This is a genomic window from Photorhabdus machadonis, from assembly GCF_052657765.1.
This window is the reverse complement of sequence record NZ_CP199761.1, coordinates 301,391-326,413: the sequence shown is the minus strand read 5'-3', so window position 1 is coordinate 326,413 and position 25,023 is coordinate 301,391. Positions and strand designations below refer to the sequence as shown.

Below are 25,023 nucleotides of genomic sequence, written 5' to 3'. Positions count from 1 at the left end.
AATGTCTCAGCAAGACATAGTTTGGGATCTGCCTTTGATCCAGAAATACAATTACTCCGGCCCCCGTTATACGTCATACCCTACGGCGCTGGAATTCCATCAACAGTATAATAATGCAGCATTTATGCAGTCGGCTGCTTGTTACCCTGAACGATCGCTTTCTCTCTACGTCCATATCCCATTTTGCCATAAACTCTGTTATTTCTGTGGTTGCAATAAATTGGTGACTCGCCAGAAGCATAAAGCAGATGAATATTTGCAACTGCTTGAGCGTGAAATTTGTGAGCGTTCGAAACTGTTTTCTGGCCGTAACGTTAGCCAGATGCATTGGGGCGGTGGGACGCCAACCTATCTTGATAAAAACCAAATCAGTAAATTGATGGGAATGTTGCGTCACCATTTTAATTTTTTGCCGGATGCTGAAATTTCTATTGAAATCGATCCGCGTGAAATTGAACGGGATGTGATTAATCACCTGCGCAGTGAAGGTTTTAACCGTTTGAGCATGGGAGTGCAGGATTTTAATAAAGAAGTACAGCACTTGGTTAATCGTGAACAAGATGAAGAGGTTATCTTTGCACTGGTAGCACGTGCCCGTGAAACCGGTTTCAATTCCACCAGTATTGACCTGATTTATGGCTTGCCGAAACAGACACCTGAAAGTTTTGCTTTCACTTTGAAACGCGTATTAGCGTTATCACCGGACAGAATGAGTGTTTTCAATTACGCTCATTTGCCGAATTTGTTTGCCGCCCAGCGTAAAATTAAAGAGCATGATTTACCAAGTGCCGAACAAAAGTTAGATATTTTGCAGGAAACCATCGCAACACTGACGGGAAATGGTTACCAGTTTATTGGCATGGACCATTTTGCGCGTCCGGATGATGAACTGGCGGTAGCTCAGAGGGAAGGGAAGTTACACCGCAATTTTCAGGGTTATACCACTCAGGAAGCGTGTGATCTTCTGGGAATAGGCGTTTCTGCTATCAGCATGTTGGGCGATAGTTATTCTCAGAACCAGAAAGAGTTAAAAACCTACTATGCGCAGGTCGAAAAACAGGGGCATGCCCTGTGGCGTGGTTTAACCCTATCTCAGGATGATTGTATCCGTCGTGATGTGATTAAGGTTCTGATCTGTCATTTCCGGCTAAATTTTGCTGATATTGAGCAACAATATAATCTGAGTTTTACCCAGTATTTCGCGGAAGATTTGCAATTATTGGCACCATTGGTTGAAGATGGGCTGGTGGAAATGGATGAAAAACAGATCCAGGTAACACCACGGGGCCGGTTGCTTATCCGTAACATCTGTATGTGCTTTGATATTTACCTGCGCCAGCAGGTCCGCCAGCGACAATTTTCGAGAGTGATTTGATTATTCAACCAAATGGCATTATCGGATATAAAAAAGATTATCCTCTGGTTATTTAAGCAAAATAATTTTTCAAAATAATATACAGGAGCCACCTATGATTGATTTACGTAGTGATACGGTTACCCAACCCAGCGAGGCTATGCGTAAGGTCATGGCATTAGCGGAGGTGGGCGATGATGTTTATGGCGACGATCCTAATGTTAACCAGCTTGAACACGAAGGCGCTGTACTGGCGGGTAAAGAAGCTGCGCTGTTTCTACCTACTGGTACGCAAGCTAATTTGGTGGCGTTGCTCACCCATTGCCAGCGAGGTGATGAATATATTGTGGGTCAGAAAGCGCATAACTACCTCTATGAAGCGGGTGGTGCTGCCGTATTGGGCGGTATACAGCCGCAACCGATTGATATGGCGGCTGATGGCACATTGCCTCTGGATATTGTTGCGAGTGTTATTAAGCCGGATGATGCTCACTTCGCCCGAACCCGTTTACTCAGCATAGAAAATACACACGGTGGTAATGTGTTACCGCTGGCATATTTGCAACAGGCCAGCGTTTTTACGCAGGAGAAAGGCTTGGCATTGCACATTGATGGGGCGCGTATTTTCAATGCGGCTGTGGCGTTAGATGTGCCACTGAGTACTCTCTCTCAGTATTGCGATACTCTGACCATCTGTCTGTCCAAGGGGTTGGGAGCGCCAGTGGGTTCTTTACTGTGTGGTGATGCAGAATACATCAGGCAGGCACGGCGTTGGCGCAAAATGACTGGGGGAGGAATGCGTCAGACCGGAATATTAGCTGCCGCAGCGCGTTATGCCTTGCAGCATAATGTTCAACGGTTACGTGAGGACCATGATAATGCCCAGTGGCTGGCTGAACAATTGAGTGCGCTGGGTGTGGACGTTTTGGCGTCTGGGGCACAGACTAATATGGTATTTTTACGCATACCTGCGCACGAAGCTGCGCAGTTGGGGCCTTGGATGAAAGAACGAGGTGTGATTCTGAGCGTAGATTCTGTCACCCGCTTAGTGACGCACCTTGATGTTTCCCGTGCTGATCTTGAGCGATTGATTACGTTGTGGCGTGAATTTCTTACTGTTGCTGGATCTGATAAGCGTGAGCATGTGACGGAAACTCGTGCTATTTATGGTTAAAATTTTTTGAATGGTTTGTACAGTATTTTGAGCGCCATTTATCAAATTTGGCTCTATTTATGCATGAAGGAATACTATTGTCATTAATAGAGTTCTCTTGATTAATATAAGAAAATAAGAACCTATCCCAAAAGGAATTGTCATATTCTATAATGAATAATTTCGAAAGGTATAGAGTATGACAAACAACAAATGGCGGCTCAGTGATGAACTTTGGGAAAAAATGAGGCTACTTATCCCCAAACATAAAACTCAGCATCCGCCAGGGACACATCGCAAACGTGTTGATAACCGCGCCGCGATGGATGCCATCTTCTTTGTGCTCAGAACGGGCTGCCAATGGAACACCCTGAATGCTATGATGCTGAATGGCTGAAAAGCTATCGACAAAGTCGGCGTTACGCGCCACACATCCAGTCTCGCAAGGAAGGATCAGATGCCTGGCAAAATACGGGCTTTAAAGCGCAAAGATGGGTTGTCGAGAGAACTCATAGCTGGATGAATCGCTTTCGTCGGATATTGACCCGATGGGAAAAGAAGGTCGAAAACTATGAAGCGATGTTACATTTTGCATGCGGGATTATCGTTTGGAATAAAACCCTATTGGGATAGGCTCTTATCTCCAATATAATGACTTTAACGGGTATTGTTTAATGAATAACCCTACGTATTATCTGGGGAAGTCGCCTATCGTCGATAAAAATTTTAGAATAAAGTCTAACGTTCACCCTTTATTGGATTAACAGGCACATTACAATGACTTAAACAGTCACTAACAACTTCAGAATTATACATATATTAAGCAGAGAACAGGCAGAACGTAATATTGCAATTCTGCCCAAGGAGAAGTACGTTTGGTTGAAGCTGTTTTTAAATTTTTAATAAATATCATTTTTATCTCGTCAGAGAAAATATTTCCAACTCCTATTTACAATAGTACCAATGAAGATACGGAGGTAATAAGTAATTTTTTGTTCAAATTCGCCTATCAATCCATTTGGATAATAACATTAATAATTCAGATTAATTTACAAAGTAAAAAATACAAATATCTAATAGTTTTAATTGATATTAATTATATGTAGCCCAGTAATACAGCTTTAGCTATTGCCTGAAATTTATTTCTACAGCCCAGTTTCTTAACGATATTCATTAGGTGAAAATCAACGGTACCTTTAGTTACACAGATGGTTTCTGCAATTTCACTGGATATCATCCCATCTGCGGTATACCTTAATATTTGTAATTCTCTATTTGAAAATGAAGTTTCATCTATATAGAACGATTGCAAATATTTTGCGTTTGATGTCAAATATCTTATTATCCTAATATATACCCCTAAAATTTCTCCACTGCATTTATACATTGTCTCGTTATCAATATACCCGTCTTTCCCCGCAACAGAAAATATTCCGTAAGTTCCTGAAAATGCAGGAAGCCCAAATGTGATCCCAGAACGAAACCCATGTTTCTGATTCACATACCAAAGTTCTTGTCCATTAGATTCTGAAAAAAAATCTAAATCCCATACTTTTGAAAAAGAAGGTGGAACAGGCCGAAAATTCAGAATGGGATCAATCATCCAATACTTTTTTTCTATATAAACGTTTCTCCAAGATTCATGATAGTTATCAAAAAAATACACTTCACGGTTAGATATAGGAAATCGAGCCTTTAAGACAAGAGAGAACAAGCTAAACCCCGATATTTTATTAATAATTTCACAAATTTCAGCCACAAAATGAGCATCTATATCTAATTCATGAAATTTATAGGGTAAGGTATATGTTCTATAAATATTCATTCAATGTCCTCTTGAAAATTAAGAATATTGATAGTAAATCCCAGCATTAATTATAGTAGAAAAACTTCAATTTAATAAATAAAATAATCGTTTACTGCTATACAAAAGCAAGGTATTTGATAAGTCACAATGTACTATTCGTAAACAAAATAAACTATATCAATATGATTTAAATTTTAATAATCAGATAAAACAATATATAGAAATATAATATACCCAATAGATTTCAAGTTGCAGCGCGGCGGCAAGTGAACATATCCCCAGGCGCATAGATAACGATGTGACTGGGGTAAGTGAAAGCCGCCAACAAAGCAGCAACTTGAAAGATGAAGGGTATATATCCATATGGAGTATATTAAACCATTTACAATATAATCAATCACTCAATATACCAATCTAAAATTCTTGTATTTTATCTTTTGTAACAATAAGTTAACTTAAATAGTTAACTATATAAATCAACCCCTGGTAAATATATGAGTGATTTTTCCGTATAAACTATGATTTATACCAGTGGATGTTTCTGCTTTAATAGTTAATCATTAAAAAAAAAGAAATTTATTAAAATAATAATGTACGGCAGATTCGACTAATAAGTGAAATTTCCAATAGATAATTTAAGTATATAAAGAGGTATTATAATGAGTGAAGTAATTCAAGATAAAAATAATATTGTTACAGCCAGGAACTCTGTTACAGCCGATGTTACCTTTGTTATTGATGTTGATTCAATTATTGAACTTATTCGTACTAACCAGATTAAAAATTCTCTGGATCCGAAAGATCCAACAATAATCAAGGCGCATGTATATATAGTGAGTTATACTCCTGCGTTTGGAATGACCGTGAGTGGTTCATCTGGTGCTCGTATAATTGTTCCTATTAATGCAAATATTAGATGGAGGGCTACAACTGTATCTAATAATTTCGACTATTCTATTATATTGTATAAATTTAAAAAGCTTAATTCAGAAGATGATATCATCTCTGTCCCATCACAAATATGGTCACAGAACCCAACAGGTAAAAAAACACCAATGATCCCTTCAGGAGTTAATGCAGGAGAGGATGAACCTAAGCCAATTTTTGTTGAATCTCGAGATAGTTATTTTCAAGCAACGGCTCATAAGCCAGGTGTAGAACGATATACATGGTTTTTTGCCGCTTATGACGGTACAAAACTCCTGGGTTATTATCGATACGATCCATATATTGAAGTAACTAATAGCTAAGTATTTGTATACTTTCATTTCCTACTGGAAAATTATTAAAATAATTTTCCAGTATTTTATTTTATCAATTACACCTAAATATCTATAATTAATATCACCTCATATACCCAATAGATTTCAAGATGCATCGCGACAGCAAGGGAGTGAATCGCCGGGAGCATAGCGAACTATGTGACCGGGGTGAGCGAGTGCAGCCAACAAAGAGGCAACTTGAAAGATAACGGGTATATAATAATGAAATTCGGTTTCGAGTAGTAAGTACAACATCATTATTCTGAGAATAAACAGTTTTTTATTCCTTTACAATACTTCATTAGAGATTTTATCATCACAAGTTTTTCGTAAACGCAATTTTCTATTTTCTCTGCACAGACAGAATGACTCCAAATGAGTGTTGTTGAAGTATTATTTAATAAATAGCACGATAGATTATCTGGCGAAATTTTTTGTTTCCGATAAGCACTTTAGAGCAGAATTTTACGTTTTCCCTTTATTGGATCTTGAATCTATTACCAAACATTAAGCAAAGAACAAGCAGAACTGTGACATTACAATTCTGCCAAAGGAGAAGAGTATTTGATTGAATGTGTTTTCCAATTTTAAAAAAATATCATTTCAATTTTGTCAGATAGAATCATGCCTGATCCCTATTCACAATTGTGAAAATAAAGCCAACAATGATGAAGCCTCCAAATCTTTATTAAAACTCACTCTTTAATCCATTCAGGTCGTTATCTATAACCACTATCGATATGATTGTGGTAATAATATATAGATTATTTTATAAAGTGAAAAATATAAGAATCTAAAAATTTCTAATTGATACCTTTAGAATCTCCCCACTACATTTATACATTGTATCGCTATCAATGGGTCCATCTTTTCCTGCAACGGAGAATATTCCATAAGTTCCCGAAAATGCTGGAAGCCCAAATGTAATCCCAGACCGAAACCCATGTTCCTGCGTCATATACCAAAGTTCGTTTCCATTGGATTCCGAAAAAAAATCTAAGTCCCACGTTCTTGAAAAAACAGGCGGTACAGGCCGGAAGTGTAGAACAGGATCAATCATCCAATACCTTTTTTCTATATAAAGCGCCCTCCAAGATTCGTGATAATTATCAAAAAAATGCACTTCTCGGCCAGATACCGGGAAACGAGTTTTTAATACAAGAGAAAACAAACTAAATCCTGAAATTTTATCAATAAGTTCACAAATTTCAGCTACAAAGTGAACATCTACATCTAATTCATGAAATTTATAGGGTGAAATATACGGTCGGTGAATATTCATTCAATTCCCTCTTATAAATTCAGAGTATTGATAGTGAACCTCAATATTTATCATAGTAGAAGAAACTTTATTTGATAAGTAAAATTTTTATTTATTGTGATAAAAAATCGAAGAATTGGATAACCAACTATGTTTTATCCATTAATCAGAAGAACTATATCAATATGGTTGAAATTTTTATCATCGATCCAAACAACATATGCACATATCTCATAGCTATCTGAAAAGCATATTGCACTGCTTTTAAAGCAATTTAATCTATTATTTTAATATATTAATCTAGAATAAATATTTTTTCTTTTTTAAATAATTAATCACCGGTACATTCCCAAATTTATTTCATGCACTAAGCCAGCCTCTAAACCATATCAGTAACTTTCTTATATAAACTATGATTTATACCAGTAGAAATTTCAACCTTAATGGTCAATTATTAGGTGATAACTAACTCTTCAAGCATCTTAGTTCAGTGAAGGAGCATAGGAATGAGTAATATTGTAGATATTCTTGTTTGTGTAGATGCCAGATCTATTATTAAAAAATATCCTTTTTTAAGCCAAGATCCTGAAAATCCTACTCTAATAAACGATGAATTATTTTACTATATTACTAATTTTGGCAATATCTATATTCCTGAAAATAACACTAATGGAAAAATGGAAATAAAATCTTATATTGGTGACAATATTAGATGGAGAGCAATATCTCTATCACAACAATTTGAGTATGCAGCGATTTTATATAAGATGACAGGAACAATTATCAACAATATTATAACAAATCCAAAATTAGATCAAAGTGAAATAAACTCTGGTTATATTGTAAATAATAGTGATAGACTAGATATAGAAAAAGAATTAAAAAAGAAAAGTTTTTTTCAATCAGTGGCTATTGGATCAGGCGGGGGAACATATTCTTGGTTAATGGCTATATATCAACAAAAAGAGCTAAAGGGATATATTAAACATATCCCTTTAGAAATAGGGAAAATAACATTCCCTATATGATTATTAGGATAACATAATGAATAATATATATAGTTCAAATAACCTTAAAACCCCCAAGAATAATAACAATCAATCAATTGAAATAATTGATATTTTTATCGTTGTTGATGTAGAACTTATCATACAAGATATCCAAACATCGGAATTAAGTTTTAGCCAAGACTACAAAAAACCAACCGTACGTGATGGTAGATATTTTTATTATATGACAAGTCAACAGAAAACCTATAATAATATAGGTAACCTTAAAGTTACAGGAAACATTGGCGACATAGTTAGATGGCGAGCTTCGAGCTTATCTGCCCAATCTGCATACCAAGTACTTTTATACGATATGAAAAAAATAACTGGTGAGAATAATATTTCTTTTCCTGTAAACCTTATTAAAGAGGTCACTGATATTCCCATTCCACAAAAAAATAGCATAACCCCATCTATTACCTATCAAAAGGAGCATATTTCTTATCAGGAATCCACTTTACTTAACACAGGATTTTCTTATTATGCATTGTATCTGGCTATTTATAATAGATCGAAACTTATTGGTTATTGTTCTCATGGTCTATCAAGCAAAGAAAGCCTACAGGGTTTAAATGGCCTGCCGCTTACTGTTACGATTAGTAGTTCAACTGACTGAATATTTTTATTGAATCTAGTTGCAATAAAATAAAGCGAATAATAAACCCGACATTGGATTTAAATTCGTTAATCTCAAGTTCGTATGTACCAAATTAATTATAATAAAAAATACACCTTAATATATCTAACTCTGTATAGTAAAAAAGTCTTATTGTTACTTAAAATATCTGTACTGAATCTATATATGATTTTGTTATTTATCAATGATTCATTGATTTAAAAAACAATATAAATTTATAGAATAAATCGAAACAACCTATAAAATAATTCAACAGCATTCACACTTAAAAAGAGCTAAAGGTAAGATTTTAATATATTTAAGAAAGACATTGATAAATATATCAGTAGTTTTATTTTATAAACTATCAATTATACTAGTAGCTTTTTGAGCATTAATGATTAATTATATAAATAGTTATTTAACGACCTAATATTAGCAATCTAGCACTTTTAACGAAGGGGCATAGAAATGAGTAATAATATCGTAGATATTCTTGTTTGTGTAGATGCAGAATCTATCGTTAACAACTATCACCTGTCTCCTGACCATTCCATTCAGGTAGATAATAAATACATGTACTATATAGTTAGAAGTAAAGCTAAAGGTACATATTATGCCCCTACAGATAATGCTACAGGGGAAATGATAATAACAGTTAATAGCGGTGATTCTATCAGATGGAGACCAATATCTTTAACACAACAATATTACTACGCAGTACTTTTACAAACAATGTCAGGCGGAGAAGTAAGTGTTAATATAAGCCAGCCAGAACTTTTTATTAGTCCCATTAATGTTCCATATACGGATAGCGACGACCCAAATAACTGTCATATGGTAACAAGCTATTATCATCAATCAGAAGCTATCGCTCCAACTAAAGATACATTTGATAGAAGTGAAAATTATCTTTGGAATATGTCTATATACCAAGGAGCAAATCTTATAGGATATATTGATCATGATCCTTTCATTATCGTTAAGGGTTAATAGTACATAAAAATATCGAACAATGGAGAAAAAATCATGAACAACAATACTATTGATATTCTTGTCGCTGTTGATGTAGAATCTATCTTATCGGACATGTCCGATGACAATAAGACATTAAGCCCATATAGAAATAATCCAACTCAAGTTAATGGGAAATATTTTTATTATATTACCACTCAACATCAAATATACTCCATAAACCAGAATGCCTCAGATAAACTTATACTTACAGGTAGAATTGGTGATATAGTTAGATGGAGATCTTCAAGCCTATCTGCCCAATTTGACCATCAAGCATTTTTATATAAGATGGAGACAAAAGCACCCCCAACACTGATTACTGCCCCAGAATTACTACCAGAAACGTCTATGGTTATGGTGCCTAATATGGAAACCTCAGAAGGAATAAAAAATACACCATATACCCCTATACCCGAAAGCGATAACAATGTCTATCAACAATCTACACTAACCGGTGCAGGTAACGTTGAGTACACATGGTATATAGCTATCTATAATAGAGCGAAAACAAAAGACGATCCGGAGAGTGGATTAGTTGGTTATTGTTATTACACTACAGACAATACTGTAATTAGTATCATTAATTAATTTAAATATAACCTATGTAGCCAATAGAAAAGTATTTAGATAAGATAACCTTGTACTGGAAAATTATTTTAATAATTTTCCAGTATTGTCCGTTTTATCAATTTCACCTATACCCAATAGATTTCAATTTGCAGCGCAGCGGCAAGTGAACGCATCCCCAAGAGCATAGATAACTATGTGACTGGGTTAACAATATTACAACAATTATTCTATTTAAGATTTAAGCGCTATCCCTTCTATTATTCATTTCTATAAAAAATCACTTATAAAAACTATCACATTAGACACTATCATTTTTTAAATTAAACAACATCGAATAGGAATTTATCTTATCATTACTTATTTGACTTAATGCCATATTTATTTAAAGATATTCCTAATATAATTATTCTATTATCCGTCAAAATCACCTCCTGTTACTCATTCCACTTAAGTTAATTCATTAATAAACAATAAAATAAGTACTCTTATTAACTCATTATTATCCCAATAACCAATTAATTGAAATTTCTAATAGAAAATCGAGATGTAACAGAAACGCCACTCATTAATCAGAGCATGATATAACCAGGAGTATGCTTTAATAACGAATAAGTTAGCCAATACGCATACAATTACCTATCAGGCTAAAACCCCATATTTTTGTTTTATGGAATAAAATATCATCCTTATCGGTGAATGTATGATAAAAATAATATCTATTTTAATATTGTGTACTATTTCCTTTCCAATAACCGCTTCACCAGCAGAGTTAAATGATAATCTGCCGATGACTGAGGCCAGGAGAACGTTGCAAGATAGTTCCCGGGAAATTAACCAACTGATAGAACAACGCCGATATCAGCAATTAAAACAGCAGGCTAACACTGTCCCTGAATCAACGCCTGCGCCGGTATTGCCAGAATCCAAGCAATGTCTGCGGTTAACAGGTGTTTATCTGAAAGGGATCTCGCTTCTTTCTGTTCGGAAGTTAAATACTCTCAGCGCTTTATCCCCGGAGTGTATCAGTAGTCATGATATCAACCGACTCAGCCATGAGCTGACGAAGTTGTATATCAGTAAAGGCTATGTCACCGCCCGTATTCAGTTTATTGCTCCCGATGCCGACGGAGAGTTAGGGATAAATGTTATTGAAGGGTTTATTGAGAAAATCGAGGGGGCGATCGTTGGGTTAACAGCAGTATGTTATTTCCCGGTCTGGAAAAACAGCCTCTAAATATCACGCAACTTGATCAAGGTTTAGATCAGACTAACCGGTTACAGTCCAATAAAACCACGCTGGATATTTTACCGGGGACAGTTAATGGCGGCTCAGTCGTTAAACTGCATAATCAGCACAGTAAACCTTGGTTGCTGAATATCATCACCGATAATTATGGGCAGAAAAGTACCGGAAAATGGCTAACTCGCACCAATGCCAGTTTTGATAGTCCATTCGGCTTATCCGATTTTATCAGCCTAAATGCCAGTAGTACGTTGGATAGCCCAGCCAATCGCTACAGCCGCGCGGCTACCCTTCTCTATTCCGTATCCTACGGCGCAGCAATATTCAGTGGATTTGGCAGTTATTCCCAATATGCCACTCATCCCCATTTGCAAACCAACACCGTAAAAATTTATGGGAATACTCAGCAAATAGGGATGCGTTCTGATTTTGCCTTCTATCGCAATCAGTCTCAGATTAATACCGTCAGCGGGCAGCTTATTTACAAGAATTACATCAATTACATCAATGACGCCAAGATCGACGTCAGCAGCCAGACGCTGAGTGTGTTTGAACTCGGAGTCAATCATTTACACATAATCCCCACCGGTTTAATCACCCTAACGGTAAAGGCAAAGGCGACACACAAAGCAGCCATACTTCCACAACCGAAGCAGTCACCAGCCAAATTACCGCAACAGATGACATTAATATCCATGTCGAGCGGGATGCCGAATATCAGGGTACATCCCTGAATGCCGGCGCCAGCAAAGCCAGTGTAGATGCTAAAGGTAATATCCGTTTTGATAACGCCACCAACAGCACGACGAAAACAGCACCACAGCTCAGGTAAGTGAGATTGGCGGTAAGCAAGGCGTCAATCTGAGTGCAGGCAATAACCTGACGCTAAAAGGCACTGAAGTGACAGGTAAGCAGATCGATCTGAATGCCAAACAAGGAAATATCGAACTGGTATCTGCTCAGGATCGGATTAATAACGATAGTTGGGAAGTGAACCTGAAAGGCAGTGGCGGTGACACAACAGTAAGCGGAGCACGGATAGATGCTGATCAGGTAAAAGGCAGTATTGGCGGTGACTTGCGTGTTGAAAGCCGGAAAGATACTGAGCATGGGTTAAATGTCGGTGTTGATGCCGGTATTAATTACACGAAAGAATCTAAAGTCAAAAGTGATGACATCCCCAAAGATGAGGCAACTAAAGGTAATACACCTCAAGATGAAACCTCTAAAGACGATGTGTCGAAAGATGATCCATCGAAAAACACAACAGAAGAACCACGGCAGAAAGGATTACAAGAAAGACTAGCCTCTGCATTTAATAGCCTTAATAATATTAAAGGGATTAATGGTGTTACAGGTAAATTCAAAAGTAATGTCGATATTAAAGATCGGGAAACTGTCAGTGAACAATCGGTAATTTCCGGTAATCAGAGCGTTAATCTGGATGTAAAAGGAAATACACATCTGATTGGTGGTCAGATTGGTAGTGCACAAGGTAATGTCACTCTTAACACCCAAAATGTGGAACAACAATCTGTCACAGGCTATGACAATAGCAAAGGCGGCAGTTTAGTATTGCCTGATTCTGTTGGCGGAATTATTAAGGAAGTCCAGGACGGTGTACTGTCCGGTAAAATACCTTTGGTGAAAACCTATAGTAATGAAACTGAAAACGGTACAATTAATGGCGAAATAATTAACCGTAAATCTCATTAATTTGTTATTGGTTAATTTATTCATGAAAGATCCTTCAAATGAAGGATCTTTTTGTTACTGTTTATATCTCATGTCCAATATTATTTTTACCAGATGAGCAAGGTAAGCCTTCATAAGTTATATTTCCCATCCGTTTATATCTGAGCAATCCAATCAGGCCCCATTGTAATAGTAGATATTGACAGTGAAGATATAACCATAGGCATTAATATTATTCGGACAGTTAAATCATTATCGCCGCTTCCCTATATTTTTTTCCTGATGTATAAACGCTGATTTATTATTTCAATGGTTGATATTATATCCGTACCATCAATTAAGCGGAAAAGAATAGACTTTATCTACATAAGTCACAAAATATATAGTTTTGTTCTCTTAATGCAATAAGCCTATTTACTTTGTATATGTTTTATGCTTGGATGAATTTTAGTAAATATCGACGGAGTATCCCATGAAAACTGTTGCGATTGTTGACCCCTATTCCAGCGGGCAATATCTCGCTGGTGAATTTTATTCGCGAGTATTTTCAAGTATTTGCATTATAATCAGTGCAAATATACCGACAGTTTATGTGGCCTCCTACAATAAAGATAACTTTATCAAAGGGAAAGAGTATGTCGTCGATAGCGTGAGTTTGAATAAAACACACTACATCACCAATACATCTCTGTACAAAAAACAAACATTGTCAAGTGGTGCAATTGTTTATTCGGAAGAACTTTTTATTCATCCTTCAGAAAAAGAGGTCAAAGACGTTATTGAATACGCAGTGAATGTCATGAATGCGCTGGGTATCCACTTTGGCGCTGCGCATTTTGATAGTCGTCTGGCACTCTCCATCTACTCACTTATCGCAATTATCAGCGTGGTAGTCATTTCATTTATCGGTTTAAAGATAGAGAAAAAGCAGGAAGAGAAAATGAAACAACAATTACAACAAGAGGAATAATCTATGACACAACTATCTAATTTAAAAACACCGTGGAAAATAGTACCTGTGGATGAGAAGAATTTTTCCAGTCTATTGAAACTGGTGGCAGATTATCAAAGGTTCTATGGTGTCAGTGAACCTGATGAGGAAAAGAATAGACTATTCTTTTCTCAATTTATCCATAATAAAGAAAAAGGCCGACAATATCTTTGTTTGAATGAACAGGATGATGCTATAGGATTTTCGACAATTTATTATATTTTCTCCAGTGTTAATGCGGTTGAAAATGCATTATTAAATGATTTATATGTTATTCCAGATTATCGTGGAAGAGGAGTAGGAAAAAGCCTTATTTTACATGCACTGCAATGGGCAAAACAGCAAGGGAAATTCTTTTCCCTAGACTGGACAACTCAGAAAAATAATATTACCGCTCAACAGTTATATGACAGCCTCTCGGATAGTAGAACCAGTTGGTATCATTATCAAATTGAATGTCGTTAATATTCTGCTTTTTCCGGGCAACATTTATATAATAGAGGTTACTTATGAACCTTTCTGTTTTTGAAAACATAGAATCTGAGGTCAGAAGTTATTGCCGGAATTTTCCCTCTATTTTTTCGCGAGGTAAAAATGCCTTACTATTTGATAAACAGGGTAATGAATATTTAGACTTTCTTGCCGGAGCGGGATCTGTCAATTATGGACATAATGATCCCTCCATGATTGAAGCGGCAATACATTATTTAAGTGAAAATGGCATTCTTCAGGGGCTGGATATGCATACTGAAGCCAAGGAAACCTTTCTTACCACTTTACACGAATATATTTTGGCGCCACGCCATCTGCGATATAAAGTTCAGTTTACCGGACCGACAGGAACCAATGCGATTGAAGCCGCACTGAAACTGGCACGTAAGGTCACTGGACGACACACTATCGCCTGTTTTTCTGGCGGTTACCACGGCATGTCTTTAGGCTCGCTTTCCATCACAGCAAATCCTGCCAAGCGGCAATCTACTGGTCTGCAAATACCGGGAGTATTACGACTGCCTTACGATCAATTTTCCGTCACAGATGTTGGTCAGCAATTAAGTTTCATTAGAGATATGTTGTGTAAGCCTGGCAATGGTATTGATCTGCCCGCCGCATTCATCCTGGAATGTGTTCAAGGTGAAGGAGGACTCAACTGCGCCTCCGTAGCCTGGCTACAAGGGCTTACCACATTGGCCCGGGAAATTGGATCTCTGCTTATCATTGATGATATCCAGGCTGGCTGTGGCCGGACAGGAAACTTTTTCAGCTTTGAAGAGGCTGGCATTACTCCGGATATTGTCTGCATTTCAAAATCGATCAGCGGTTCTGGATTACCCATGTCAATCAACCTTATCTCTCCAGATCTCGATAAATGGTACCCAGGTGAACACAACGGCACCTTCCGGGGCAATAATCTCGCCATGACCACGGCAACCGTAGCTCTGAAGAAATACTGGGGAGACGCGAGCTTTTCGCAGCAGATAAAGAGAAAAGAGCAGTTTCTGAAAACTATTTTCCAGTCCGAACTACAAGATCTGGACACACCATTCTCCATTGTAGGCAAGGGATTGATGGTAGGAATTAAATTTACCGCTTCAGTTCTGGCTAAAAAAATTAGTCGCTCTCTTTTCGAAAGAAAACTTCTGATTGAAACCTGTGGACCACAAAACGAGGTCGTTAAGTGTATGCCGCCTTTAACCATCGAAGATGAAAGATTACAAGAAGGGGCAGAGCGAATCATTGCGGCTACACGAAATATTATTCAGTCATTAAGGCATGCTGAAACAACGTTACCCATCAAGAAGGTGAGCCTGTGAGTAATATTATTGAAGAATTCGATGTGATCGGCATAGGGTTTGGGCCGGGTAATATTTCCCTTGCCGTGTCATTAGAAGAAAAACAAACCACAGATTCGGTGTTATTTCTGGAAAGTAACACCGCACCGGACTGGCAACCTGAAATGCTACTGGCTGGCTCGGATATACAGCACAACCCGTTGCGCGACTTTGTCACGCCGCGTAACCCCATCAGTCCCTACGGCTTTCTTAGCTATCTGAAAAGTGAAAACCGCTTGTTTGAGTATCTCAATCTCGGGTTGGAGTTTGCTTTAAGGAAAGATTATGCGCGCTATGTACGCTGGGTAGCACGTCATTTTGATCGCTGGGTGAGCTATGGAGAGACAGTCATCATCATTACGCTGGACAGTACCTTTTCCGATCGATACCGGATTGAAACCAGCCTCGGAAGAAGCTTGCTTGCGAAAGTGGTTTCTTTCGGGCCAGGAAGGACACCCTATATTCCACCACAATTCGAGCAGTGTCACTCATCGAGGATCGTTCATTTTACCCGCGTGACTTCAGCACTGTCGCAATGGCAAGTAGAAAGTCATTTAACATCTGTTGCAGTGATTGGTAATAGCCAAAGTGCCATAGAATTAATATTGGATCTTTCCTCCCGTTATCCACATCTGCGAATACATAATATTTTCCGAGGCTACTCTTATCAGCTCAAAGATGTCAGCCCTTTTACTGAACATATCTATTTTCCTGAGTTTGTTGATGAGTTTTATCAGCTCAATATTGAGCAGCAAAAAGCGCTCACTCGAGAATTGTGGCGCAGTAATTACAGCTCCGCAGATCACGATGTGATCAAAATGCTTTATGTAAAACTTTACGAACAGAAGCTGGACGGGCGAGAACATATTGCGCTGCACAATATGACCGATATTTCCCAGGTTACAGAGAATAAGTCGGGCATAGAAATTTATTATAAAAATAAAATCTCTGGCAGAGTCAGGAAATTACAAGTTGATGGCGTCATTCTTGCCACCGGCTTCAAAAATATGGGCAGTGAGGAAAATCAGGAGCGTAATCATCCACTACTTTCCAATGTAGCTGACCATTTTAAGCGCCGGGAAGATGGATCCCTGCATGTAACGCGGGATTATTGTTTAGAAAGCAATGATAAACCGTTATCGCCTTTTTTTCTTAACGGCTTATGTGAATCAACTCATGGTTTTGGTGACGCAGGTTCATTCAGTTTGCTTTCAATTCGCTCCTGGTTAATAGCAGAGAAAATCGAGCATTTTCTGACAACCAAGTACAGAAACCACAGCATGGGTGAATAATATGTCAGAAGTCACTAACCGCAAAATTGAAACCCTGATCCGCCGTAAAGCAGATATCCAGTATACCGATGAATATAACTGCAAACTCCGGCGGTTATTTCCCTGGAAAGGAAAAGTTAACACACAACGACCACTGACTGAATTTGGCTGTATCTGGGTAATGATTGAGCCCGGTAAAGATGTTGATCGGCATTCACATGACGAAGAAGAGACATTTATTGTTATCAGTGGTGAAGCTGAGTTATTCATCGACGGGGAGACGGCCATCATATCCTATGGCGATGTGGTTTATTTGCCGCGTTTTTCAGAACATCAGTTACGCAACCGTTCAGAAAAGATCCCATTTGTGATGTTAGATATTTACTGGGATATGAGCGGTAGCTCTGATTCCGTTTTTTAAATGATGATCAAATTAAGGCAGCCAAAATGACGCCAACCAGTTTTATTATCACATTACCGCCTCCAACACCTAACGGCGGGCTACATGTTGGGCACATGAGTGGTCCGTTTCTGGCGGGTGATGTATTTGCCCGGGCAGCACGTTTGCAAGGCCAGCACAGCTTTGTGACCTGTTACAGCGATATTAATCAATCTTATGTACGCGTGACGGCGGAACGTCAGCAACGCGATCCGGAAGCGCTGTATCGTTACTGGACTGATGATATTATTAAAACACTTAAACTCTATCATATTGATGTAGCTGATTATTTTTTACCGGAAGAGGAAGCCGTAACTTGGGTGCGGAATCTTTTCCATCAGCTTTATCAGCGTGGTGTTTTAGTTAAAAAACACTTTCCATTCTTTTACAGTGAGAAAGAACAAATCTGGCACGATGAAGCGGGTATTTCAGGTTACTGTCCAGTCTGTTTAGCCGCCTGTAAATGTGGCATCTGTGAAGCCTGTGGTAATTTGACGAATGCTGAAACCATTATTACGCCGCGTGTGACAAACAGCGGGTCAACCGAGGTGACGATTCGCCACTCAGAGGTATTAGTACTCGAACTGGAGCGTTTCCGCCAGCCGATTACGCAATTCTATCAGCAAAACAAGCGATTTCGTCAGCGCTACCAATGGCTTGCAGAAGATGCTCTGTCTAAGATTCTGCCGGATTTTCCGGTCACTATGCCGGGAAATTGGGGTATCTCTATGGCCCATGCTGATTTCCCTGGTCAGGTGATCAATGCCTGGCCGGAAGTTATGGCGGAGTTGTTGTACAGTTATCAACGGGCTATTGAGCGGGATCCACAGTTAAATGATGTTCCTGTACCCGTTAATTTCTTTGGTTTTGATAACTCCTATTTTTACGCAGTGGTACATGTCGCCATGCTGTCGCAAATCGATAACGGACGTTGGCTGCCTTGGGCAACGATGATTAATGAGTTCTATAATCTCGATCACGCCAAGTTCTCTACCAGCAACAATCATCTCGTGTGGGCATCTGACTTGGCGCAACGTTGTAGTGTGGATGCCATTCGCTTTTATGCAGCGTTTAATACCCCCGGTTTTGAAAAAGCCAACTTTAATGAAGCGGATATGATGAGGGTGCTTGAGAACTCTCTGGAAAAAAGTTGGCTAAGCATTACCGCAGCATGGAATCAAAAAGTGGCAACCTGCGTTACGCCATTACCGCCGCTGTCAGCAACATGGCGCCAAATTGGTGAATCTGCCCGTCAGCGGATTTTAGCCAGCTATACCCTAGAACGTTTTCATTTGCGACAAGCCGCGGAAGACTTATTACATCTGATGAAATTTATTGAGATGACATTATCTCAATATCATGATGCAGAGTCATTACGGGGGGTTGGCTGGTTACTGCAATGTTTCTCGCAAGCTGCCTGGCCTTTAATGCCACAGAGCAGTGAAAAATTATTCCATCGGTTAACGGCAATAGACCAGATGACACTGAATACGACAGACTTCCTTCATCTGTGCGATTTACCTTCGTCATTTTTTTCTCCCTGTATCAGTAGCAAAGAGGTTAAAAGTGTATGACTTCCAAAACTTGCCTGATGACCTTTTCCATACTTCGTTCTCCATATGGCGATATACAGGTTCAGGAGTTTGACGATCGCACCCCCGATGTTTTTCTTGAAGCAGAAAAGTCGAAAGGCTTTATCGACCGGGCCAAACCGGTGGAAGATATTGTCTGGATGACAAACTACCAGAAAGACTGGTTCGGCAAACAAAACTGGCCTATCTACGTCGTCTGGTGGGTATCTGAACATCATCAACCATGCTGGCGTGAGGCATGTTACCGGCTTGAGCATTTACACGATTATGGCGTTACACCCTATGCATTTACCTTCAAGCAGCCGTTTGATGCTCAGAATGAACCTTACGTATTATGCAGCGGAGTGAACCAGGAAAACAGAGATGTTACCAGAATGGATTAACCGTACCAACTGTCTTCATGGTGACCATCATTGCCACCAGCTTTCACTCAGTGAAAGTGATGGTCCCAATCTACAGGATTTATTGATGGCAGCCCGGCTAGCGGTCAGCGACGCCGGGATAACTGTCAGGCTGCGTTACTTCGATGATGGGCGTGAGGCCAAGCAAGCGGAAAAGGCGGCACGGGAAGCCATTTCGGCTGGCAGTCATGCGGTAGTGGGACATTTCAGCAGTATTACCGCATTAGCGGCCAGCCCTCTCTATGAAGCCAGCGAACTGCCTTTTATCGCGCCTGGAAGTTCCCATCCTGAGTTATGTCGCCAAAAGCGAAATACGCTGCGTTTTTTTGGCCATGATGATGAACAGTTACGGTGTCTTATCGCAGGCTGCTCCGTTGACGAGCGGGTGTTGATCCTGGCGCAACAGCATAATTATGGAGAACGTCTTGCCGATCAGCTGAATGCCGCGCTGGCGACTATGAGTATCACGGCTAACGTTTATCTGTCTGCTTCGCCTGCTATCGGTGATGAAAAGATAATACAGTTGGCTTTACAAAGTAGTGTCGTCTATCTGTTGGGCAGTCAAGCGTTTTCCTTTGGGTTAATGCAGCGATATGCCTTTTCTCCGGTGGCAAAAGTCATTTTGTCGGATGATGCATATGGCCCAGCAATACGACAGTTGACACATCCAAATATTGCCGTGCCTTTTCTCATTAATTATGGCGGAAATATGCTGGATCATACTCAATCTCAGCTACTTAGCAGGGCTTTCGCGCTATCGGGGAGACAACCGGGAGCTTATTTCTTTACGAGTTATCTGGCTATTCGGGCGCTATGTGACAGCTGGCGACACAATCCACATCTGCAAGGAGAAGCATTAATAGCGCATTTGCGTCAGCAACGCTGGCAAACCCCTTATGGTGAATTGACCCTTTCGCCACAAGGGGAGTTACAGGGACTAAAATGGGGACTGATTTCAAAGAACGATCTGCCTATTTTGAGTACCGGGAGCAATGCAAGATGAGTGTAGTATCCGATACAAATATTCCTGACGATATTTTACATATCAATGAGTCTGAAACAGCGACTTTCCTTCCTTGCCTGCCACAGCCTTTTGCCGTGCTGTTTGAAAGGGGGCAGCTCTCCGTTGAACTCTTTTCTCCTGTCGGAGTGGATACTCAAACACCGCATGACAGGGACGAAATTTATATCGTCAGTTCCGGTCATGGTGTTTTCCGTCGGGGTGAAACCTATGTCAATTTCTCGGCTGGAGATTTTCTATTTGTTCCCGCTTATGTTGATCATCGCTTTGAATCGTTCAGCAGCGATTTCAGAACATGGGTGATTTTTTTTGGCCCTCTTGGGGGCAACAGTATCCAAAACAGAGGGTGAGACATGGCTTCACAATGGGACCTCATTATCGTTGGGGGAGGACTGGCTGGTAGTGCATTGGCATCCTGGTGCAGTCAATTACCACTTAAAATTTTGCTGCTGGAAGCGACAGTGCCCGGCGCCGGAGGAGCAACAGCACATTCACGGGGGATCATACGCGTCTATGATCCACTGTATGCTCTGATGACAAAGAGTATCCAAGGCATTAAGGTATGGAGCGAGATCGCAGTAACGCATCCCGATGTCTTTACCCGCTGTGGCCTGGTTTACCTGCTAAAAGCCGAACATCAGGCACTGGCTCGTGAGCGGATTGCCGAGTTTTCTTCCGATGAGTACCCTATTCATATGCTAAGTGAAGCCGAATCTGCCTGCCGCTTTCCTGCTCTACAACATCACTGCTTTTCCAACGGGCGCATTGCGTTGTGGGAGCCGCTTGGTGGGTATGTTAATCCTCGTCAAGCGGCGCATATTTTCGTCGATAAAGCGCGTTTTCATGGTGTAGAAATTCTCGAAGGCTCACCCGTTAAAGCGGTGCGGGAAGTGCCGGGCGGAGTTGAAGTGATCACCGGAGTAGGTACAAGACTTCCGGCCAGGCTGGCAGTGATTGCAACCGGAGCTCACACGCCGCAACTGTACCCGGAGAGTCAGATCTTCAGTCGAACTATTCCGCTCAGTTGTCTACAAAGTATGCAATCCGATGCACCGGAGCAGTGTGTTATTGATGAAAATTCAGGAGGCTACCTGCGCCCTGAATCTTCCTCTTTTTTCTTTGTGGGTGGAGCTACGCAGTATGATGCATCAGATCCCGACCAGCTTCACTGGCAGCCAGAACAGGCGAATGCACGTCATCACCAGTTAGCAAATCAACTCCTTCTCTGTCAGAGCACCGTCGTAGACGGGCGAAATGGATATGATGGCTACACCGCCAACTATCTGCCAGAAATGCAGTGTCTGCCTGATCGCGATATTGCAATCTTCAGCGGTTTCTCCGGAAGGGGTGCCAAATATATTCCCTGGGCTGCACGTGAATTCAGTCAACAGTTAGCTGAACGCCTATGCATTTAGTCCCATTGTATTAAGAACAATTCAGGTAAATCAGTAAATTAACTTCTATCCGTTATCTGTACCTCCATGACAAATCTGGCCTGCAAAACCCCAGCCTTGAAAAAGTCTTCATTTAACATTTGCATACTTAATTACCTGGGTATGTTGAATTGTTAATAATCATCTTAAAGTGGCATGATGAGATCACTCATGTTTATTCAAGGTAATTGTTGAGGCTATTCATGCCAAAGGATGTAGAAAGACAGGAAATAACAGAACATCAGCCGGAAAGGTTATCCAGAACACCTTTGGAGAAAGGCATTCATCACGGTAAAAAAGCGATTTCTCTGACCGTCAGGGCAGGAGATTATATCCGTAATATTCCTATCATCGCTCACTTTATCCGGGCAACGCTGCGCTTTAATGATCGGATGGGTAATCAGTTTGGGGCGGCGATAACCTATTTTTCGTTCTTATCGCTTATCCCCATTCTGATGCTCTCTTTCGCCATTGCGGGTTTTATCCTGGCTTCTAATCCTGATTTACTGGCAAAGCTAATCAATGGTATTGCAAACAGTATTAGTGATGCGACACTGGCCAATACGCTGAAAAATAGTGTCGATACTGCGATTAAACAGCGGACTACCGTGGGATTAACCGGTTTGGCTATTGCTCTTTATTCCGGTGTGAACTGGGTAAGTAATTTACGCCAGGCAATTCTTGCCCAGTTTCACCCTGTCTGGGTACGGAATCAGGAAGAGAACGATAAAATCTATTCTAAATATATCCGTGATGTTATTTCTTTGATTGGGCTGTTATTAGCTCTGGTGATCACGCTGTCACTGACCTCTATCGCCGGCTCCGCTCAGACAACCATCGTTAAGATATTAGGGTTAGATGGCATTGAGTGGCTGCGTCCATCCTGGTTCCTGATTGGCCTGACAATTTCTATTTCAGCCAACTATCTGCTTTTCCTGTGGCTATTCTGGGTATTACCCCGCCACCAGCCCGCACGCAAAGCGTTGTTGAAAGGGACACTGATAGCAGCTATAGGTTTTGAAGTTATCAAATATATTATGACCATGACGTTGCCTCGCCTCGCCAGCTCCCCTTCCGGCGCGGCTTTTGGTTCTGTTATCGGCCTGATGACATTTTTCTATCTCTTTGCCCGTTTAACGCTGTTCTGCGCTGCCTGGATAGCCACAGCGGATCATCATCAAGATAAAAAAAATACCGAATAAATGTGCACTGGCAGAGCCAATCTGCCAATAATAACCGTTGAAAAGGAGCTGTTTATGCCGTTTGTAAATATCAGAATTACCCGTGAAGGTGCTACAGCAGAGCAAAAGAAGCAATTAATTGAAGGAACTACCCAGTTACTTGTCGATGTATTGGGCAAAAATCCTGCAACAACCTTTGTTATTATCGATGAAGTCGAAACGGATAACTGGGGAGTTGGCGGTAAGAATGTGACTGAACTTAGAGCCGCAGCTAAAAAATAGCCCAACTTTAGTATGATAAAGGCGGTATTTCCGCTGAGGTATTCCCATAAAACGAGACAGGCATAGAGTTTTGTGATTTTATTGATTATGCCAATAACTCAATGAGATAACTCTATGTCTGCCGATTCATTATGTCAGAAGTTTTTCCGGGATGTGCTTACTCCTTCTGTATCCTATCGTTAAAAAGCCACCATTGACTCTCACCAGTATTGACCGACATTTACCGGTTATGCCTGCATGAAACACAAGATTAAAAGGATCCGCTAACTTTTATCCTACGTGATGTAATCCTTTATTTTTGTGACTGATTTAGTTACAAAAATCAAAAAAACATTAGTAAATCTACTAAGTTTTGAGCGATTTTTTCCCGTTTCTTGTTTTATTTTTAGTTATGTACTTGTTAGTTCGAAGTTAAAATAATTATAGAAATAATATTCATTTTTGATATCATCACATTACAATAAATCATAAATTTTTTTAATAAAATGGTTAATAATAACTTGAAATCCGTAGGCTTCTCCCATTATCAACTAAATCTGGAGTATTCAGAGAAAGAAAAAAGCATGATCATCATAGATTTATCAATAACTAAACAGGATATATAATGAAGGAATCAATTACTTCAATTCTTATTATCTGTTTTTTACTGGCTCTAGGTTTTTTTCTTGGTAAATTAATCAAGGAAAATATCAAGGCAAAATTAGTAGGAAGCATAACTATGATAGTTATGATTCTACTTTTCATGATGGGAATTGAATTAGGTGAAATTTTCATAAATAGTAACCTGGGAACATCAATTATAATTGAATCCTTAGTGTTATCTTCTTTAATATCAATATCAACATTCTTGATATTATTTAAAAGAAAATTTTGCCAGATTGAAAAAAAAGGTAAACAATCATTCTTAGATCCATTTATTGGGTGTTTTAAAGCTATAATGTTTTTCTGCTTAGGTGTTTTAGTTTATAAGCTTACTAATTTATCCTTGGCAGAACACAATATATCGAGTAATTATGCGTTATATACGTTGATATTATTTGTAGGGTTAGATTTGGTTAATTTTAGCTTTAAGGATATAAAAATTAATCACATTAAAATCCCTATTTTCACTATCGCGGGTACTGTTATTGGTGCGCTGATATTTTCTATGTTAACTGACTATTCTATCAGTGAGTCTATGTTAATATCTAGTGGATACGGGTGGTTTTCATTATCTGGACCTATGGTGACATCAATGACAAATCCTCATTATGGATCTTTGTCTTTCATGACTGATCTATTTAGAGAAATATTTAGTATATTCTTCCTTTATTTTCTTGGGAAAAGTTATCCTCAAGGTGCAATAGGGATATCTGGTGCGGCGGCATTAGACTCAGCTTTACCATTTATTAAAGAAAATTGCACTAGTGAAGATATTAAATATGCAATCGCAAGTGGATTTGTACTAACGTTGTTAGCGCCATTATTTATATCAGTATTTGTTGGATTAGTTTGACTTTTTTAGCTCTCCGCTCTTCTCCTTATTTTAAGCAGAAGAGCGTGCTATAACCATA

Annotated in this window: 25 protein-coding genes and 2 pseudogenes; 25 read left to right on the top strand and 2 right to left on the bottom strand. The window is 39.3% G+C overall.

All coding sequences use genetic code 11. The annotated features are described in order from the left end of the window. Position 1: 1 nt before the first annotated feature. The 3 genes and pseudogenes from hemN to ACUN2T_RS01645 all read left to right on the top strand — a co-directional run bounded on the left by hemN (position 2) and on the right by ACUN2T_RS01645 (position 3,140). Positions 2-1,375 (top strand): oxygen-independent coproporphyrinogen III oxidase, encoded by a 1,374-nt coding sequence (gene hemN / locus ACUN2T_RS01655; protein ID WP_445495958.1) that lies wholly within the window; start codon positions 2-4, stop codon positions 1,373-1,375. 94 nt (positions 1,376-1,469) lie between these two features. Then, positions 1,470-2,528, top strand: a complete 1,059-nt coding sequence (gene ltaE / locus ACUN2T_RS01650) for a low-specificity L-threonine aldolase (RefSeq protein WP_445495957.1) — start codon at positions 1,470-1,472, stop codon at positions 2,526-2,528. Positions 2,529-2,706: 178 nt separating this feature from the next. Continuing rightward, positions 2,707-3,140, top strand: a pseudogene (locus ACUN2T_RS01645) (transposase). 463 nt (positions 3,141-3,603) lie between these two features. Here ACUN2T_RS01645 and ACUN2T_RS01640 read toward each other — a convergent pair. Then, positions 3,604-4,332 (bottom strand): LuxR family transcriptional regulator, encoded by a 729-nt coding sequence (locus ACUN2T_RS01640; protein ID WP_445495956.1) that lies wholly within the window; start codon positions 4,330-4,332, stop codon positions 3,604-3,606. A gap of 641 nt (positions 4,333-4,973) precedes the next feature. Here ACUN2T_RS01640 and ACUN2T_RS01635 point away from each other — a divergent pair. After that, a complete protein-coding gene (locus ACUN2T_RS01635) occupies positions 4,974-5,564 on the top strand; it encodes an inclusion body family protein (protein WP_445495955.1) in 591 nt (196 codons plus the stop codon). Positions 5,565-6,369: 805 nt separating this feature from the next. On the opposite strand, the gene ACUN2T_RS01630 is transcribed toward ACUN2T_RS01635, so the two are convergent. Then, positions 6,370-6,858 carry an autoinducer binding domain-containing protein gene (locus ACUN2T_RS01630; RefSeq protein ID WP_445495954.1) on the bottom strand — a complete coding sequence of 163 codons (489 nt, stop codon included), beginning with the start codon at positions 6,856-6,858 and terminating at the stop codon, positions 6,370-6,372. A 485-nt stretch (positions 6,859-7,343) separates the two neighbouring features. Here ACUN2T_RS01630 and ACUN2T_RS01625 point away from each other — a divergent pair, with 485 nt between their 5' ends. The 21 genes and pseudogenes from ACUN2T_RS01625 to ACUN2T_RS01525 all read left to right on the top strand — a co-directional run bounded on the left by ACUN2T_RS01625 (position 7,344) and on the right by ACUN2T_RS01525 (position 24,965). Then, on the top strand, positions 7,344-7,865 hold the full coding sequence (locus tag ACUN2T_RS01625) for an AidA/PixA family protein (RefSeq protein WP_445495953.1): 522 nt from the start codon (positions 7,344-7,346) through the stop codon (positions 7,863-7,865). Between the two features lie 16 nt (positions 7,866-7,881). Then, positions 7,882-8,502 carry an AidA/PixA family protein gene (locus tag ACUN2T_RS01620; RefSeq protein WP_445495952.1) on the top strand — a complete coding sequence of 207 codons (621 nt, stop codon included), beginning with the start codon at positions 7,882-7,884 and terminating at the stop codon, positions 8,500-8,502. Positions 8,503-8,973: 471 nt separating this feature from the next. Next, positions 8,974-9,495: an AidA/PixA family protein gene (locus ACUN2T_RS01615; protein WP_445495951.1), complete on the top strand. Its 522-nt coding sequence runs from the start codon at positions 8,974-8,976 to the stop codon at positions 9,493-9,495. Between the two features lie 36 nt (positions 9,496-9,531). Then, on the top strand, positions 9,532-10,107 hold the full coding sequence (locus tag ACUN2T_RS01610) for an AidA/PixA family protein (RefSeq protein ID WP_445495950.1): 576 nt from the start codon (positions 9,532-9,534) through the stop codon (positions 10,105-10,107). Between the two features lie 682 nt (positions 10,108-10,789). Next, on the top strand, positions 10,790-11,323 hold the full coding sequence (locus ACUN2T_RS01605; RefSeq protein WP_445495949.1) for a POTRA domain-containing protein: 534 nt from the start codon (positions 10,790-10,792) through the stop codon (positions 11,321-11,323). Beyond that, positions 11,290-12,066, top strand: coding sequence for a ShlB/FhaC/HecB family hemolysin secretion/activation protein (locus ACUN2T_RS01600; RefSeq protein WP_445495948.1), 777 nt, complete (start codon positions 11,290-11,292; stop codon positions 12,064-12,066). The genes ACUN2T_RS01605 and ACUN2T_RS01600 overlap by 34 nt, the downstream gene beginning before the upstream one ends. Next, positions 12,000-12,268 (top strand): annotated as a pseudogene (locus ACUN2T_RS01595) (hemagglutinin repeat-containing protein); the annotation flags it as partial. The gene ACUN2T_RS01600 and the pseudogene ACUN2T_RS01595, both read left to right, overlap by 67 nt. Positions 12,269-12,322: 54 nt before the next feature. After that, a complete protein-coding gene (locus ACUN2T_RS01590; protein WP_445497777.1) occupies positions 12,323-13,048 on the top strand; it encodes a hemagglutinin repeat-containing protein in 726 nt (241 codons plus the stop codon). Positions 13,049-13,499: 451 nt separating this feature from the next. After that, on the top strand, positions 13,500-13,997 hold the full coding sequence (locus ACUN2T_RS01585; RefSeq protein WP_445495947.1) for a hypothetical protein: 498 nt from the start codon (positions 13,500-13,502) through the stop codon (positions 13,995-13,997). Between the two features lie 3 nt (positions 13,998-14,000). After that, positions 14,001-14,483 carry a GNAT family N-acetyltransferase gene (locus tag ACUN2T_RS01580; protein ID WP_445495946.1) on the top strand — a complete coding sequence of 161 codons (483 nt, stop codon included), beginning with the start codon at positions 14,001-14,003 and terminating at the stop codon, positions 14,481-14,483. 44 nt (positions 14,484-14,527) lie between these two features. Further along, positions 14,528-15,832 (top strand): diaminobutyrate--2-oxoglutarate transaminase, encoded by a 1,305-nt coding sequence (ectB, locus tag ACUN2T_RS01575; RefSeq protein ID WP_036837733.1) that lies wholly within the window; start codon positions 14,528-14,530, stop codon positions 15,830-15,832. Beyond that, positions 15,829-17,142 carry a SidA/IucD/PvdA family monooxygenase gene (locus ACUN2T_RS01570; protein ID WP_445495945.1) on the top strand — a complete coding sequence of 438 codons (1,314 nt, stop codon included), beginning with the start codon at positions 15,829-15,831 and terminating at the stop codon, positions 17,140-17,142. Before ectB ends, ACUN2T_RS01570 begins: the two co-directional genes overlap by 4 nt. A 1-nt stretch (position 17,143) precedes the next feature. Continuing rightward, a complete protein-coding gene (locus ACUN2T_RS01565) occupies positions 17,144-17,542 on the top strand; it encodes a cupin domain-containing protein (protein ID WP_445495944.1) in 399 nt (132 codons plus the stop codon). A gap of 26 nt (positions 17,543-17,568) precedes the next feature. Continuing rightward, entirely contained in the window at positions 17,569-19,134 is a 1,566-nt protein-coding gene (locus ACUN2T_RS01560; RefSeq protein ID WP_445495943.1) for a class I tRNA ligase family protein, read from the top strand. Continuing rightward, positions 19,131-19,535: a DUF3291 domain-containing protein gene (locus ACUN2T_RS01555; RefSeq protein WP_445495942.1), complete on the top strand. Its 405-nt coding sequence runs from the start codon at positions 19,131-19,133 to the stop codon at positions 19,533-19,535. Before ACUN2T_RS01560 ends, ACUN2T_RS01555 begins: the two co-directional genes overlap by 4 nt. Continuing rightward, positions 19,516-20,556, top strand: coding sequence for an ABC transporter substrate-binding protein (locus ACUN2T_RS01550; RefSeq protein ID WP_445495941.1), 1,041 nt, complete (start codon positions 19,516-19,518; stop codon positions 20,554-20,556). The genes ACUN2T_RS01555 and ACUN2T_RS01550 overlap by 20 nt, the downstream gene beginning before the upstream one ends. Beyond that, the gene (locus ACUN2T_RS01545; RefSeq protein WP_445495940.1) at positions 20,553-20,924 is read left to right on the top strand and encodes a cupin domain-containing protein; all 372 of its coding nucleotides are present in this window, start codon (positions 20,553-20,555) and stop codon (positions 20,922-20,924) included. Before ACUN2T_RS01550 ends, ACUN2T_RS01545 begins: the two co-directional genes overlap by 4 nt. A gap of 3 nt (positions 20,925-20,927) precedes the next feature. Further along, positions 20,928-21,989, top strand: coding sequence for an NAD(P)/FAD-dependent oxidoreductase (locus tag ACUN2T_RS01540; protein ID WP_445495939.1), 1,062 nt, complete (start codon positions 20,928-20,930; stop codon positions 21,987-21,989). 221 nt (positions 21,990-22,210) lie between these two features. Continuing rightward, positions 22,211-23,209, top strand: coding sequence for an inner membrane protein YhjD (gene yhjD, locus ACUN2T_RS01535; RefSeq protein ID WP_445495938.1), 999 nt, complete (start codon positions 22,211-22,213; stop codon positions 23,207-23,209). A 54-nt stretch (positions 23,210-23,263) separates the two neighbouring features. Next, positions 23,264-23,470 (top strand): 2-hydroxymuconate tautomerase family protein, encoded by a 207-nt coding sequence (locus ACUN2T_RS01530; protein ID WP_445495937.1) that lies wholly within the window; start codon positions 23,264-23,266, stop codon positions 23,468-23,470. Between the two features lie 604 nt (positions 23,471-24,074). Then, complete coding sequence (locus ACUN2T_RS01525; RefSeq protein ID WP_445495936.1) at positions 24,075-24,965, top strand: lysine exporter LysO family protein; 891 nt, start codon at positions 24,075-24,077, stop codon at positions 24,963-24,965. Positions 24,966-25,023: the final 58 nt, after the last annotated feature.